At 64.9% G+C, this 14,717-nt stretch carries 15 protein-coding genes and 1 tRNA gene; 8 read left to right on the top strand and 8 right to left on the bottom strand.

Annotated elements, in window-relative coordinates; all coding sequences use genetic code 11:
* Window positions 1–47: 47 nt before the first annotated feature.
* The gene (gene nhaA / locus U1702_RS12920; protein WP_332725259.1) at window positions 48–1,295 is read right to left on the bottom strand and encodes a Na+/H+ antiporter NhaA; all 1,248 of its coding nucleotides are present in this window, start codon (window positions 1,293–1,295) and stop codon (window positions 48–50) included.
* 10 nt (window positions 1,296–1,305) lie between these two features.
* Window positions 1,306–2,886: a lysine--tRNA ligase gene (locus U1702_RS12915; RefSeq protein ID WP_332725257.1), complete on the bottom strand. Its 1,581-nt coding sequence runs from the start codon at window positions 2,884–2,886 to the stop codon at window positions 1,306–1,308.
* A gap of 113 nt (window positions 2,887–2,999) precedes the next feature.
* On the opposite strand from U1702_RS12915, the gene U1702_RS12910 reads away from it, so the two are divergent.
* Both U1702_RS12910 and feoB read left to right on the top strand, forming a co-directional pair.
* Window positions 3,000–3,248, top strand: a complete 249-nt coding sequence (locus tag U1702_RS12910; protein ID WP_332725255.1) for a FeoA family protein — start codon at window positions 3,000–3,002, stop codon at window positions 3,246–3,248.
* Entirely contained in the window at window positions 3,245–5,095 is a 1,851-nt protein-coding gene (gene feoB, locus U1702_RS12905) for a ferrous iron transporter B (protein WP_332725252.1), read from the top strand. The genes U1702_RS12910 and feoB overlap by 4 nt, the downstream gene beginning before the upstream one ends.
* Here the strand turns inward: feoB and U1702_RS12900 are convergent.
* Window positions 5,092–5,265, bottom strand: a complete 174-nt coding sequence (locus U1702_RS12900) for a DUF4169 family protein (protein ID WP_332725250.1) — start codon at window positions 5,263–5,265, stop codon at window positions 5,092–5,094. The two genes, feoB and U1702_RS12900, sit on opposite strands and share 4 nt — an antisense overlap.
* Window positions 5,266–5,300: 35 nt before the next feature.
* Between U1702_RS12900 and ssb the strand changes: the two genes are divergently transcribed.
* A complete protein-coding gene (gene ssb, locus U1702_RS12895; RefSeq protein ID WP_332725248.1) occupies window positions 5,301–5,870 on the top strand; it encodes a single-stranded DNA-binding protein in 570 nt (189 codons plus the stop codon).
* A gap of 116 nt (window positions 5,871–5,986) precedes the next feature.
* Here ssb and U1702_RS12890 read toward each other — a convergent pair whose 3' ends face one another.
* Both U1702_RS12890 and U1702_RS12885 read right to left on the bottom strand, forming a co-directional pair.
* Entirely contained in the window at window positions 5,987–7,510 is a 1,524-nt protein-coding gene (locus tag U1702_RS12890; protein ID WP_332725246.1) for a tryptophan halogenase family protein, read from the bottom strand.
* Window positions 7,511–7,641: 131 nt separating this feature from the next.
* Window positions 7,642–7,728: transfer RNA gene (locus U1702_RS12885), tRNA-Leu, on the bottom strand.
* Window positions 7,729–7,855: 127 nt separating this feature from the next.
* Here U1702_RS12885 and U1702_RS12880 point away from each other — a divergent pair.
* Window positions 7,856–9,229 carry an MATE family efflux transporter gene (locus U1702_RS12880; RefSeq protein ID WP_332725244.1) on the top strand — a complete coding sequence of 458 codons (1,374 nt, stop codon included), beginning with the start codon at window positions 7,856–7,858 and terminating at the stop codon, window positions 9,227–9,229.
* Here the strand turns inward: U1702_RS12880 and U1702_RS12875 are convergent.
* Entirely contained in the window at window positions 9,201–9,887 is a 687-nt protein-coding gene (locus U1702_RS12875) for a zinc-ribbon domain-containing protein (protein WP_332725242.1), read from the bottom strand. The two genes, U1702_RS12880 and U1702_RS12875, sit on opposite strands and share 29 nt — an antisense overlap.
* A gap of 141 nt (window positions 9,888–10,028) precedes the next feature.
* Here U1702_RS12875 and ftsE point away from each other — a divergent pair, with 141 nt between their 5' ends.
* From ftsE to U1702_RS12855, 4 genes are read left to right on the top strand one after another with little or no spacing between them, the layout of a single operon-like run.
* Window positions 10,029–10,736, top strand: coding sequence for a cell division ATP-binding protein FtsE (gene ftsE / locus U1702_RS12870; protein WP_332725240.1), 708 nt, complete (start codon window positions 10,029–10,031; stop codon window positions 10,734–10,736).
* A complete protein-coding gene (locus tag U1702_RS12865) occupies window positions 10,733–11,623 on the top strand; it encodes a cell division protein FtsX (protein WP_332725238.1) in 891 nt (296 codons plus the stop codon). Before ftsE ends, U1702_RS12865 begins: the two co-directional genes overlap by 4 nt.
* On the top strand, window positions 11,620–12,150 hold the full coding sequence (locus U1702_RS12860; protein WP_332725236.1) for a YdcF family protein: 531 nt from the start codon (window positions 11,620–11,622) through the stop codon (window positions 12,148–12,150). The genes U1702_RS12865 and U1702_RS12860 overlap by 4 nt, the downstream gene beginning before the upstream one ends.
* 3 nt (window positions 12,151–12,153) lie before the next feature.
* Window positions 12,154–12,843 carry a lysophospholipid acyltransferase family protein gene (locus U1702_RS12855; RefSeq protein WP_332725234.1) on the top strand — a complete coding sequence of 230 codons (690 nt, stop codon included), beginning with the start codon at window positions 12,154–12,156 and terminating at the stop codon, window positions 12,841–12,843.
* Here U1702_RS12855 and U1702_RS12850 read toward each other — a convergent pair.
* Window positions 12,840–13,589, bottom strand: a complete 750-nt coding sequence (locus U1702_RS12850; RefSeq protein WP_332725232.1) for a prephenate dehydrogenase/arogenate dehydrogenase family protein — start codon at window positions 13,587–13,589, stop codon at window positions 12,840–12,842. The two genes, U1702_RS12855 and U1702_RS12850, sit on opposite strands and share 4 nt — an antisense overlap.
* Window positions 13,586–14,662, bottom strand: coding sequence for a histidinol-phosphate transaminase (gene hisC, locus U1702_RS12845; protein WP_443026846.1), 1,077 nt, complete (start codon window positions 14,660–14,662; stop codon window positions 13,586–13,588). Before hisC ends, U1702_RS12850 begins: the two co-directional genes overlap by 4 nt.
* Window positions 14,663–14,717 lie beyond the last annotated feature (55 nt).

The raw sequence follows: 14,717 nt of genomic DNA, 5'->3' as shown, positions 1-14,717 counted from the left end.
GATCCGTTCCCTTCAAGAGTTCGGACCGAAAACGCTCTTTCTTTCGATCAAGCAGACACAGAACGTGCGTCCTCGTCATTTGGTTCCGCCGATACGATAATTTTTTTCGGCCCAGCGAAACGCAGCAGCAGAAATCCCAGCACCGCCGATAGGATCGAGCCGGCCAGCACACCGATCTTGACCTCGTCCACCAGTTCTTCGTTACCGGGAAAGGCGAGACCGCCGATGAACAGGCTCATCGTGAAACCGATCCCTGCCAGCATCGCCACACCGTAAATCTGCGTCCAGTTCGCTCCTCCGGGTCTGCACGCAAAGCCGGTGCGGTCGGCGATCCATACGCTGCCGAAAATGCCGATCTGCTTGCCCAGGAACAGTCCCGCCGCGATGCCGAGCGGTAACGGCGCCAGCAGGATCGCGGGTGACATGCCCGCCAGGCTGACCCCGGCATTGGCGAAGCCGAACAGCGGCACGATCAGATAAGCGACCCACGGTGCCAGCGCGTGCTCCAATATGTGAAGCGGTGAATCGGCGGCATCGGGCGCACCCGGCGACAGCTTGACCGGGATCATCAGCGCCGTGAGCACACCGGCGATCGTGGCATGCACGCCAGACAAGAAAACGAGATACCACAGCACCGCGCCTAGCAGCAGATACGGCCACAGCTTCGTCACGCCGCTGCGGTTGAGCACATACATCGTCGCCATCACCAGTGCTGCGAGCGCCAGCGCGAGCGTGGACAGATCGGCAGTATAGGCGATCGCGATGATCGCCACCGCGCCCATGTCGTCGACGATCGCCACCGTTGTCAGAAACAGCTTGAGCGACGCCGGTGCGCGGCTGCCCAATAGTGCCAGCACGCCGATGGCAAAGGCGATGTCGGTTGCCGCCGGGATGGCCCAGCCCGCCGTCAGAGGCCCGCCCCCGGTTACCGCCAGATAGATCGCCGCCGGGACCACCATCCCCGCCGCTGCCGCGACGATCGGCAAGCGGCGATCTTCCCATCGTGCCAGCTCGCCATCGACGAACTCACGCTTGATCTCCAGCCCGACGAGCAGGAAGAAGACCGCCATCAGCGCATCGTTGATCCACAGATGCACGGTCATCGGTCCGTATTTCGGGCTGATGACGGGGCCGGTCTCGGCGTGGAGGAAGTGGAAATAGCTGTCCGACAGCCCTTCGATATTGGCGACGATCATCGCCAGCGCCGCCGCTGCGATCAGGATGATCCCGCCCGCTGCCTCGCTCTGCATGAAAGCACGCAGCGCCGATGGCCCGTGCGCCCGATGATTGGCCATGTGGTCCCCTTTAACTGGCCTTGGCCAGCGCCTCGCCGATCAGTTTGCGCGAATTTTCGATGCCATACAGCGCGATAAAGCTGCCCATGCGCGGCCCCTGTGACGAGCCGAGCAGCGTCTCATACAAAGCCTTGAACCAGTCGCGCAGTTCCCCGAACCCGCCAGTCTTGCCGATATCATAGACGATATTCTGGATATCCTCCGCGCTCGCATCGCCGGGCAGCGCAGCGAGCAAGCGGTCGAGATTCTGCAACGCATGAATCTCGGCACCCACCGGCGCACGGCGCACCAAAGTCGGCGCGATAAAGTCGCGGCCATAGGCCAGCGCGTAACCGATCAGCGCATCCAGCGCCGGATGCTTTTCCGGCGTCGCATCGGGCACGTAATTGGCAAGATAGCCCCAGACCTGTTCTTTTGTCGCCTCGCCCATCACCCCAACCAGATTGAGCAGCAGCCCGAACGTTACCGGCAGCGTCTCGGTCGGCACCGCACCGGCATGGATATGGTGGACCGGGTTGCCCAGCTTTTGCGTAACCTCCTGGCCCGCATAATTGGCTCGAAACTGCCAGTAATCGTCCACCGCGCGCGGGATCACGCCCATGTGCAGCGCCTTGGCCTTTTTCGGCTCGCGATAGATGTAGAAGGCGAGGCTCTCGTCCGGGCCATAGGTCAGCCACTGGTCCAAACTCAGGCCATTGCCCTTGGACTTGGAGATCTTCTCGCCCTTTTCGTCGAGAAACATCTCGTAATTGAACCCCTCGGGCGGGCGACCGCCGAGCACGCGGGCGATCTTCGACGACTGGATCACCGAATCGATCAGATCTTTGCCCGCCATCTCGTAATCCACGCCCAGCGCGACCCAGCGCATCGCCCAGTCGACCTTCCATTGCAGCTTCGAGCGGCCGCCGAGCGCAGTCTGCACCACCCGATCGCCGCCTTCATCTTCGAACGCGATCAACCCGGCCTCCGCGTCGACCACCTCGATCGGTACTTGAAGCACCCGTCCTGACCGGGGGCTGATCGGCAGCACCGGGGAATAGGTGGCGCGGCGCTCCGCTCGCAGCGTCGCCAGCATGATCTCCATGATTCCGTCATAGTGGCGCAGCACACCCCGGATGCCGTCGTCGAACCGGCCCGACCGGTAATAATCGCTCGAACTCGCGAATTCGTAATCGAAACCGAACTGGTCGAGAAAGCCACGCAGCTTGGCATTATTGACTGCGGCGAAGCTCTCGTTGCTTCCGAACGGATCGGGTACCTGCGTCAGCGGCATGCCGATATGCTGAGCCAGCATATCCTTGTTCGGGACATTGTCCGGCACCTTGCGCAGCCCGTCCATATCGTCGCTGAACGCGATCAACCGCGTCGGGATATCCGACAATTCCTCGAACGCGCGGCGCACCATTGTCGTGCGCAGCACTTCGTTGAACGTGCCGATATGCGGCAGTCCCGACGGGCCATAGCCGGTCTCGAACAGGATATGCCCCTTGTCCGGCGCTCCATTTGGGTAGCGCTTGAGCAGCTTGCGCGCCTCTTCATAGGGCCAGGCCTTTGAGACGAGTGCGGCGGCGCGGAGATCGGTGTCGGTCATCGCACAAGCGGGTGCGCGATGCGGCCTTTTTTTGCAAGTTTGACGGGTAGGAAAACGGGTAGCGACACGAAGGGACTGGCTTTACCTAACAGCAATTGATAATCGCTCGCATTATGAGTGACTCGCTGGCGCGTGCGGCGCGCAACATTCCCGGAACCGTCGCCTCGGTCGACTGGACTTCGCTTGCTCCATCGGAAGCACGACGATTGCGCGAGTTCGGGCTGGACGAGGGGGTCGAGATCGAGCTGGTCAAGCGCGGTGGCTGGTTCGGAGGCCCCGCCGCCGTCCGCATTGGGCGGATGACCGTGGCACTGCGCCGCCATGTCGCCGAAGCGATCCATATCGCCGTCCCAGCGGAATGAATCAATCGCCGCTGGTTGCGCTGGTCGGCAATCCCAATGCCGGCAAGACCGCGCTGTTCAACGCGCTGACCGGTGCGCGGCAAAAGGTCGGCAATTATCCCGGCGTCACGGTCGAACGCCATTCGGGTCGCCTCGCGCTCGATGACGGGCGGCCAGTCGAGCTGGTTGACCTGCCCGGCACCTACAGCCTCGACCCGTCGAGCCCGGATGAACAGGTCACGCGCGATGTCGTGCTGGGCAAGCAGGATGGCGAACGCCTGCCCGACGCGCTGATCGTCGTGACCGATGCCGCGAATATCGAGAATCACCTGCGGTTCGTGCTTCAGCTGAAGCAGTTGGGCCGCCCGATGGTGGTTGCGCTCAACATGATCGACATGGCGACGCGCGACGGGTTGAAGATTGACACCGCCGCCCTGGCGCACGCGCTGGGCGTGCCGGTGGTCGAGACAGTGGCGGTGCGCAAGCGCGGGCTGGACCATTTGCGCGCCGCACTTGCCGATGTGCTGACCGGCGCGAAGGCACCGGTGCCCGATCCCGCCGCAATCGACGCGGAAATCACGCATTTCCAGCGCGAGGCGCGGCGGCTCGCGTCGATCGCGGTGATCGAGGAAGCGGCCGGGCGCGCCTTTACTCGCGCGGTTGATCGCGTGGTGCTGCATCCGGTGGCGGGGCCGCTGGTGCTGCTGGCGATCCTGTTTGTGATGTTTCAGGCGGTCTATGCGTGGTCGGAAGCACCGATCGGCTGGATCGAGGGGCTTCAAGGCTGGCTGGCGGAGACTGCTGCCGCGAATCTGCCCGAGAATTTCCTGCGCGACCTGTTGATCGAGGGGATCATCAACGGCGTTGGATCGGTGGTGGTGTTCCTGCCGCAGATCGTGATCCTGTTCCTGTTCATCTTGCTGCTGGAGGCGACGGGTTACATGGTCCGCGCCGCGCTGATGATGGACCGGCTGATGGCCGGGGTGGGCCTGTCGGGCCGCTCGTTCATCCCGCTATTGTCGTCGTTCGCCTGCGCGATTCCGGGAATCATGGCGACGCGCTCGATCGACGATCCGAAGGAGCGGCTGACGACGATTCTGATCGCGCCGCTGATGACCTGTTCGGCGCGATTGCCGGTCTATGCCGTCATCATCGGCGCGTTCATTCCGGCGACCGACCTGATCCCCGGCGTCGGGCTTCAGGGGCTGGTGCTGCTTGCGCTTTATCTGTTCGGTATATTGGGCGCGGTGGCGGCGGCGTTCGTGCTGCGGATGACGGTGACCAAGGGGCAGAGCGGCGGGTTCATGATGGAATTGCCGCGCTATCAGTTGCCATCGGTGCGCGACGTGCTGATCGGGCTGTGGCAGCGCGCCTGGGTGTTCCTGCGCCGCGCGGGCACGATCATCATGGGGGTGACCGTGGCGCTGTGGCTGTTGTCGTCCTATCCGGTCGCCCCGGAAGGGCAGAAGCAGAGCGAATATTCGATCGCCGGTCGCATCGCCTCGGGCCTCGAAGTCGTGCTCGCGCCGATCGGGTTCAATCACGAGATGAGCCTGGCGGTGATTCCGGCGATGGCGGCGCGCGAAGTCGCCGTATCGGCGTTGCAGACGGTCTACGCGATCGATGCGGATGCCGATGCCGAGGGTGAGGCGCTGGGCACGCAATTATCGGCGCGCTGGTCGCTGCCGACCGCGCTGGCGTTTCTGGCGTGGTTCGTATTCGCGCCGCAATGCCTGTCCACCATCGCAGTGGCGCGGCGCGAGACCAATGGCTGGAAATGGCCGACGGTGATGATCGTCTATCTGTTTGCGCTGGCCTATGCGGCGGCGGGCGCGACCTATTGGGGCGCGCGGGCGCTCGGGCTCTAGTCGCGCTTCGAGTCGTCGAGTGTCCGTTCGATGCGGGCGCGTTCGGCGGCCTCAGCCTGCTTCTCGGCCTTGGTCCGACCGAACTTGGCGCGGTTCTCCACAGCCTTTGCGCTGTCAGCGGCCTTCGTGCGCTGCTTCCTTGCCTTGTTCAGGTTGATGATTTCCGCCATCTGTTCCCCGATAATGATTTGAAAGCGGAGTTAACATGGCGGGCAGCGTCAACAAGGTCATTCTGGTCGGCAATCTCGGGCGCGATCCCGAAGCGCGGTCCTTTTCCAACGGCGGCAAGGTGGTCGAACTGCGCGTCGCCACTTCCGAAAGCTGGAAGGATCGCAATTCGGGCGAGAAGAAGGAGCGCACCGAATGGCACACGGTCAAGCTGTTCAGCGAAGGGCTGGCCAATGTCGCCGAACGCTATCTGCGCAAGGGGTCGAAAGTTTATCTTGAGGGCCAGCTGCAAACCCGCAAATGGCAGGACAAGGATGGCGGCGACCGTTACTCGACCGAGATCGTTTTGCAGGGTTTCGACGCCAAGCTGGTGATGCTGGATGGCCCCGGCGGTGCTGGCGGTGGCTCGAGTGGCGGCGGCGGTGGCGGTCGTGACGAATGGGGGGGCGGCGGAAACGACGACTTCGCCGGTCAGTCGAGCAATCGCGGCGGCGGCGGCGGTGGATATGGCGGCGGTGGCGGTGGCGGTGGCCGCAGCAGCCCGCCTGCGGGCGGCGGCGCGGGCGGTGGCTTCCCGGACGATCTGGACGACGACGTACCGTTTTGAGTGCGTAGCTTCCCATCGCCCTCACCCTTCCGGCGCTTTGCGCCTCCCTCCCTCTCCCAATGGGAGAGGGAAGAGCGCCGCAGGCGCGAAGGGTGAGGGTGATGAGCTTTTGACTGTTACGCCGCGACCACCCCGGCCTTGCAGTGGCGGTCGATGAACGCCTGATGGGCCGGCATGGCGGCCGCGACCTCGGCATTCACTTCCTCAATGTCCCTCATGAATCCGGCGACATCTTCGTCGGGGATCATGTCGACCATCGGGTCGTAGTTCATGTGCATGCCCTGTCCCAACAGCACCTGAACCCAGCTTTCTTCGCGGAACAACTCGGCCTTGCCGTGGACGAAGAAGCGGGCTGAGGCGCGGAACAGGTCGAGCCGCTCGGCCAGGCTGTCGGGCACCGCCATGTTGCGGACATAGGCCCAGAACGGCGTATCGTCGCGTTCGGTGATCTTGTAATGCGCGATGATGAAGTCGCGCACGTCGTTGAATTCGAAATCGTGCTGGCGGTTATATTCAGCGGTGTCGGCAGCGTTGAAGCCGCGCCCGGGGAATAGCGCGACGAGGCGCAGGATCCCGGTCTGAATCAGATGGATGCTGGTCGATTCGAGCGGTTCGAGGAAGCCGGACGACAGGCCGATCGCGACGACATTCTTGTCCCACGCCTTGTGCCGTTTGCCCGGCGCGAACTTGACCGGGCGCGGATCGGCCAGCGGCTTACCATCGAGATTGCGGAGCAACGTGTCCGCCGCCGCGTCGTCGCTGATCTGTGCGCTGGCATAGACATGGCCGTTGCCGGTGCGGTGCTGAAGCGGGATGCGCCATTGCCAGCCCGATCCGTGCGCGGTCGAGCGGGTATAGGGCGTCAGCGGCGCGACGCTCTCGCATGGCACCGCCAGCGCGCGATCGCACAGCAGCCATTGGCTCCAGTCCTCGTAACCCACGCCCAATGTCTGCCCGAGCAGCAGCGCGCGCATCCCCGAGCAATCGACGAACAGGTCGCCGGCGATGGTCCGCCCGTCCGCCAGCACGATGTGATCGACGAAGCCGTCCTCGGGTCGTTGCTTCACATCGACGATCTTGCCCTCGATCCGCGTGACACCCTGTACTTCGGAGCGGGTGCGCAGAAAGCGGGCATAAAGCGAGGCGTCGAAATGATAGGCATAGTCGATATGCCCCATGGGCGATCCGGGATTGCGCGGGTCGGGAAAGCAGAATTTGTTTTGCCGCGCGGCGACGCAGTTCAGCGCATAATGGTCGAAATGCCTGGCCTGTCCTTGCGCCGCCAGCTTCAGCCAGAGCTGGTGCGGGTGCAGCCACATCAGATCGGTGCCGATCTTGCCGAAACCGTGGATGTAACTTGCCCCCTGTGCCCGCCAGTTGACGAATTCGATGCCGAGCTTGAACGTCGCCTGGGTCGCGCGGATCATCTCGGTCAGGTCGATGCCGGCGAGTTTGTTGTAATCCTTGATGCCGGGGATCGTTGCTTCGCCGACGCCGATGATACCGATCTCATCGGATTCGACCAGCGTGATGTCATAGCCACGAAAGAAGAGCTTGGAGAGCAGTGCCGCCGTCATCCACCCGGCGGTGCCGCCACCGACGATGATGATGCGGCTGATCGGCGGGTTGTCGTGCTCCATCGTCCATCCCCTGCGTAAGGCTCCGATGGCCCGCTTCGCTATAGATCGACGCTGACGGGCGGTAAACGGTTACACACCGCCCGCCAGCGTCACAGGCCCGAAGGCCCGTATCTCCCGATTGTCTGGATGATTGGTGCGGCCAAGAAGACTCGAACTTCCACGGGCTTTCGCCCACAACGACCTCAACGTTGCGCGTCTACCAATTCCGCCATGGCCGCACGGATATCTGACCGGCGGGCTGACCCGGCGGCTGGTAAGGCGCGGCCCCTAGCAAAGCACTTGGGGGGGCGCAACAACCATCCGCAGCTTTCTTCTGTCACGGCGTCCGTCTAAGGCCAGCGCCCCATGCAGTTTCCCGCCGACACCCGCGCCGAGATGCGCCGCATTCTCGCGCTGGCATGGCCGGTCGTGCTGACGGGACTCAACTGGACGATCCTGCACGTCACCGACGTGATCGTCGTCGGACTGGTCAGCACGCATGAGGTTGCCGCACTGGGGGCAAGCCGCACGCTGACCTTTATCGGTATTGTCGTGGCGCTGGGCTGGCTGACTGGCGTGCTGGTGTTCGCTTCGCGGGCTGATGGGGCGAAGGATTTGCCCGCGACCGGCGCGGTACTACGGCAGGGGCTGGTGCTGGGCCTGATCCTTGGCCTCGTCAGCGGCGGCATCCTGTTCCTCTTCGCATTGCCGATGCTGCTCGGCGTCGGCGTCGATTCCGGCATCGCACCAGAGGCGGCGCGGGTCGTAAAGACCATGGCGATCGGTTATCCGTTTCAGCTGCTGATCGTCGCCGCCAGCTTCTTTCTCGAAGGGGTCAGCCGCCCGCGCCGGGTGATGGCGGTTAATTTGTCGATCCTGCCGATCAACGCGCTGCTCGCCTGGGTGCTGGCGACGGGGCAGTTTGGTCTACCGGTGATGGGTGCAGTCGGGGCGGCAACTGCCACCGTCATCGCGCTGGTGATCGGCGCAGTGGCGATGGTCGTGGCCGCGCTGACTTTGCCCCGTGCGCGGGAACGCGGGGTGCGCGACTGGCGCGATTTCGGGACCCGGCCAATGTGGACGGGCGTCGGCGCGCTGCTGGCGTTCGGAGCGGTCCCGGCGATCGCCTCGGGCCTTGAGCTGGCCGGGTTCTCGATCCTGATCGCGCTGTCGACGCAGTTAGGCGAGACCGCGACGCATGCATTTCAGATCGTGTTCTCGGTCCATAACGTCACCTTCGCCTTTGCACTCGGCCTCGGCTCGGCGGCGGGGGTGCGCGTGGGCAATGCGGTGGGGGAGGGCGATCCCGCCGCCGCCGGACCACGCACCGCTATTGCCGCCGGGCTGGCGGCCGCGATCCTGGGCGTGCTGGCAATCGGGCTGATCCTCGTCCCCGCGCTGGTGGTCGGCGTGTTCCCGGCCAACGCCGCAGTCGTGGCGCTGGCGGTGGCGATGCTGCCCTTCTGGGCACCGTTCATCCTGTTTGATGGGTTGCAGGTGGTGTTCGTCTACGCGCTGCGATCGCTCGGCGATCAGGTAGCGGCGGGGATCAACGGCATCCTCGCCTTCTTCCTGCTGACCGGCGCGATCGGGCTATGGACGGTGCATGCCGGATGGGGGCCGATAGGGCTGGTCGCGGCCTCCGCCACCGGCATGGTCGCCGCCGCTCTGCTCAATGGCGGGCGGCTTTTGTTCATTACTCGCCGCTTAGCTATTCTGGGGCTTCGCCCGAAAAGCTGAACTGGATGCTTTTGCCGGTCGGCGGCACGTCGAGCTTGCCGCTGTTGAACTCAAGGCTGCCACCGGGCGGCAATGAGCGCGGCTCGGGCGTGATCGTCCAGTTATAGACAATCGAGTTGTTGCCATCGCGCAGCTCGGCCAGGATGTTGGGGACGCGTTGCGTCTCCTTGGTCGGGTTCATGACCTGCCCGCTCACCACGAACAATTCGCCGCCGTTCAGTCGCGGCTTGCGCTGCACCGACTGTGCCGTGAAGATCAGCGGCGTGCGCACGTCGCCGATCGGCAGCCCCAGCTGCGCCGCCAGCCCCGGCGCGCCGCTGTACAGGATCGCGCCCGCGCCGAGCAGCATCGACACGCCCGCAATCACTGCAGCGGCAGTCCAGCGCTTTTCGGGATTCTTGCGCGGTTTGAACGGCGGCTCATGTGCGAACGGATCATAGTCGTGGCTTGCCGAAGCCTCTGCCTTTGCCACAGGTGGCGTCGGCGCATAGGCATCCGCGCGGATCACATCGGCGGCGGGCTTTGCGATCGGCCCGCCTGCCGGTTCCTGATGCCAGCTATGGCGGCAACTCGCACAGCGCACGGTCCGCCCTTCGCCACCGATCGCGGTGTCGGGGACCAGATAGCGGGTGCGGCATTCGGGACATTCAAGGATCATGGCGACACATCTTGCTTGGCACGGACACAAGGATTGCCAATCCCGAATCTAAACACTTCTCGCTCCCGCATTGCAAGCGCTGCGTCGCCTGTGCGATGGCTAAGCGGGGCAGAAGACTCAGGAGCGGCCACGCGCCGGCACATGGCCAATATCGTTCAGTTCGAGAATGTCGGCCTGCGTTACGGGACCGGAGCGGAAACGCTCAGCGATATCAGCTTCACGCTGAGCGCGGGGTCCTTCTATTTCCTCACCGGCGCATCGGGCGCGGGCAAGACGTCTTTGCTCAAATTGCTTTATCTCGCCCAGCGCCCGACGCGCGGGATCGTTCGGCTGTTCGGCGAGGATGCGGGCGCGCTGCCCCGCAAACGCCTGCCCGGTTTTCGCCGCCGCATCGGCGTGGTGTTCCAGGATTTCCGGCTGCTCCCGCATTTGTCGGCCTATGACAATATCGCGCTTCCCCTGCGCGTCTCCGGCATGCCCGAAAGCGAGATCGAGGCGCCGGTGCGCGAGATGCTGGCCTGGGTTGGCCTGACCGATCGTGGGCGCGCCAAGCCGCCGACGCTGTCGGGCGGCGAGCAACAGCGCATCGCCATCGCCCGCGCGGTCATCACCCGGCCCGAAGTGCTGGTGGCGGATGAGCCGACCGGCAACGTCGATCCCGAAATGGCCGAACGGCTGCTCCATCTGTTCGATTCGCTCAACCGGCTCGGCACCACCGTCGTTGTCGCGACGCACGACTTCCATTTGCTCAACCGCATTCCCGACGCGCGCATGATGCGGATCGAAAAGGGGCGACTGAACGATCCCACCGGCGCGCTGCGTTATCCGCCGGGCGGCGCGCCCGCATGAGCTGGTTCCGCCGCGACAAGCCCGAACGCCGCTTGCTCGACGATGCGCGCCGTCCGCGCACGATGCTGTGGATCATGGCGATCATGCTGTTCCTGACGGTGCTGGCAGGTGCGCTCGGCCTCGGCATGGCGGGGGCCAGCCGCACGCTCGATCGACAGCTGGCGGGGCGGCTGACGATTCAGCTGGTCGAGGCCGATGCCGCCAAGCGCGATGCGGCGGCCAGGGCCATCGTCGAATCGCTGCGGGGGACACCGGGCGTGCGGCGCGTTGCCGAAGTCGATCGCGCACGCCTCGCCGAACTGCTCGAACCGTGGCTGGGCGACGCCGGGCTGGACAGCGAATTGCCGATGCCGGCGATGATCGACGTCGATCTCGATTCGGGCGACGCGGCGGTGGTCGATCGCGCGACGGCCGCCGCGCGCGCCATCGCGCCCGCGGCCCGCGTTGATCGTCATGCGCAATGGCTGACCCCGGTCGCCGGGTTCCTATCGACGATGACTTGGTTCGCCGCTGCGCTGGTGCTGCTGATGGCGACCGCGACCGCCGCCGTGGTGCTGCTTGCCGCGCGCGCGGGCCTCGACATGCACCGCGATACGATCGCCGTGCTGCACATTCTCGGCTCGACCGATACGCAGGTCGCGCGGCTGTTTCAGCGCCGCATCGCGCTCGACACGTTTCTGGGCGGGGCGCTCGGCACGATCGTCGCGCTGGGGGCGATCTGGCTGCTCGGGCGGCAGGCGGCGGCTTTGGGCTCGGAATTGTTGAGCGGCGTCGCGCTGACGCAGACCGACTGGGGGATTCTCGCCGCGACGCCGCTCGCCTTCGCGTTGATGGCGATGTTTGCCGCGCGCACGGCGGTGCAGCGGACCCTGGGGCAGACGCTGTGATCCGGCGCGTCTCCGCGTTGCTCGCGCTGGCCTGGGCGCTTGGTTTCGCGCTGTTCATGCTGTCGCTCGGCAAACCAGTCGATACGGGGGTAAAGACCGATGCGATCGTCGTGCCGACCGGCGGGCCGGGGCGGATCGATCGCGGCATCGCGCTGGTGCAGGCGAAAGCGGCAAAACGCATGCTCATCACCGGCACCGACCCGACGGTGCGCCCGATCGAACTGGCGGTGGAGTACAAAGCGCCGCCGCGGCTGTTCCGCTGTTGCATCGACCTGGGGCATGAGGCGGTCGATACGCGCTCCAACGCCGACGAGACGGCGGCGTGGGTCCGCGAAAAAAACTATAAATCGGTGCGGCTGGTCACCGCCGACTGGCACATGCCGCGCGCGAAGCTGGAACTGAGCTACGCATTGGGAAGCGATGTCGAGATTGTCGGCGACGGGGTGCGTACCAATCCGCGCTTCACCATGTTGCTGCGCGAATATCACAAATATCTGGTGCGCCGGATCGTATTGCTGTTCGGGTAAGCCATGACCCTGCTGCGCAACATCGCCTTTGTCCTCGTTTTTTATACCGCGTCGGTGCTGATCGTGCTGGGCGCGCCGATCGCCGCGCTGTTCGGGACGCGCGTGCTGCGGCCCTATTGCATGCGCTGGACCGGGTTCGGCATGTGGTGCGCGCATCACATCCTCGGAATCCGCGTTCAGATGGAGGGCGCGATGATCGCCGGCCCAGCGCTCTATGCCGCCAAGCATGAATCGATGTTCGAGACGATGGCGCTGGCCTATCTGCTCGGCACGCCTGCTGTGGTGATGAAGCAGGAACTGGGGCAGATTCCGGGCTGGGGCTGGGCGGCGCGCAAATATGGCGCGGTGATCGTCAACCGTGAAGCGTCGGCCAAGGCGCTGCGGCGGATGATGCACGAGGCGCAGGGCGCGCTGGCGGAGGGGCGATCGATCCTGATCTTTCCCGAAGGCTCACGGGTTCCAGTGGGCGAAACGCCCGAACTGCGGTCGGGCTTCGCAGGACTCTACCGGGTCTTGAAGATTCCGGTGGTGGGAATCGCGCTCGACAGCGGGCGAGTGTGGCCGCGCAAGGGGCTGAAGCGCCCCGGCATCGTCACCATTCGCTTTTTCTCGCCGATCCCCCCGGGCCTGTCGCGCGAGGAAATCGAGGCGCAGACCCATGCCAGCATCAACGCGCTGAATTTGGAAGGCTAGTCGGCAGCGCTGCGATTGCCCGCTGCGACGCTCTCCGCCAGCAATCCGTTCGCCTCTGCGATAAACTGCGTGGTGATTTCCTGCGCGAACGGGTTCAAATTCTGGATTGCGAAGAACAGTTCCTTGCTGTCGTCGCGGATCAGCGCGCACAGCTCCAGCAGATGCTGGTAGCTGTTGGTTTTCAGCTCCTCGTCCGGAATCCGGATATTCTCCAGCGTGCGGCCGATCAGATGGGTCAGCGCCTGGACATAGGCCATCTCGCGGTCATGCTCCTCGGCGGTCGTCAGCGACACGGCGAGACCCAGCTTGCGCCCGAACGCCGCGACCTTGTGATGCGATTCCCCGCGTACCGGGCACACGACCAGCGGCTGCCCCACCAGCCCAGCCCGCGCGCTCTGCGGGCCGAACAGCGGGTGGGTGGCGACGATATCGACACTCTCCGGCAGCGCCTCGGCCATCCAGCGTGCGGGCAACATCTTCACCGACGCGACATCCACCACCAGCGTGCCGGGACGCACCAAAGGCGCGATCTGGGCGATGATCGCGGCCATCGACTGGACCGGCACGGCGAGCATGACGATATCGCAGTCGGCGGCGTCGGGGACGGTGCCTGACGCGACACCCAATGCGTCCGCCGTCGCCGCAATATCCGCCGCATCAGTCACGGTCACCGCGAAATGATCGCGCAAATGCCGCGCAGCCAGCTGCCCGAAACGCCCGAACCCGATAATGCCGAACCGCTTCATCCCGCCGTCGCTGTATCGACCAGCTTCTTGAGAATGGCGGCGACGGCGCGCGTCTCGCCTTCGGTCCCGATGGTGATGCGCAACCCGTGCGGCAGCCCCTGTCCGGGCAGCCAGCGGACGATGTAGCCCGCCTCCATCAGCCCCTTATATGCGACCTCCGCCGTCAGCGTCCCCTCGAACAACACCAGCACGAAATTCGCCTGGCTCGGCACGGCGCGGAGGCCGGCATTGCCCAGCTTGGCGATCTCGTCCGCGAACCAGCGCCGCCACTGCGCATTATGGCGGCGCGTGTGCTCGACGAACTCGGCATCGTGCAGCGCGGCGATGGCGGCGGCGGTCCCGGCGATGGTGATGCTGAAGGGCAGGCGAATCCGATGCATCGCCTGAATGATCGGCTCCGATGCATAGCCCCAGCCGATCCGCTCGGCGGCCAGCCCGTAAAGCTTGGAGAAGGTGCGCGTCACCAGCACGTTCGAGGCGGTCTGCGCCAGTTCCATCCCGCCATCGTCGATCTCACCCTCGATATATTCGGCATAGGCATGATCGAGGACGAGCAGGATGTCGGGGCGAAGGCCAGCGTGCAGCCGCGCGATTTCCTCGCGCGACGCATAGGTGCCGGTCGGATTGTTGGGATTGGCGACGAAGACGATCTTCGTGCGATCGGTCACGCAGGCGAGGATCGCATCGACATCGGTGGCATAGTCGTTGTCGGGTGCAACCACCGGCACCGCGCCCACGCGCCGCGTTGCGATCGGATAGACCGAGAAGCCGTAATGGACATAGATGATCTCGTCGCCCGGCCCGGCAAACGCGCCCGCCGCCAGATGCAGCACCTCGTCCGATCCGTTGCCATAGATGATCCGGTCGGGGTCCAGCCCATGCTGCGCCGCCAAGGCATCGCGCAGCTCGGTCGCGCTGGCGTCGGGATAGCGTTCGAGGGTTTGCGCCGCGCTTGCAAACGCCGCGCGTGCCTTGGGCGAGGTGCCGAGCGGATTCTCGTTGGACGAGAGCTTCACGGCTTTACGGCCATCGTCGGTCTTCGACCGGCCCGGAATATAGGGAGCGATGTCCATGATCCATGGCATTGGCCGGGGTGCTGAAACGGGTGCGTTCATGGGCTGCGCGATG

The organism is Sphingomonas sp. LT1P40 (assembly GCF_036663835.1).
In the GTDB taxonomy this organism is placed as follows: domain Bacteria; phylum Pseudomonadota; class Alphaproteobacteria; order Sphingomonadales; family Sphingomonadaceae; genus Sphingomonas.
Note: the sequence above shows the minus strand (reverse complement) of the source record. Positions and strands in the feature narration are given on the sequence as shown.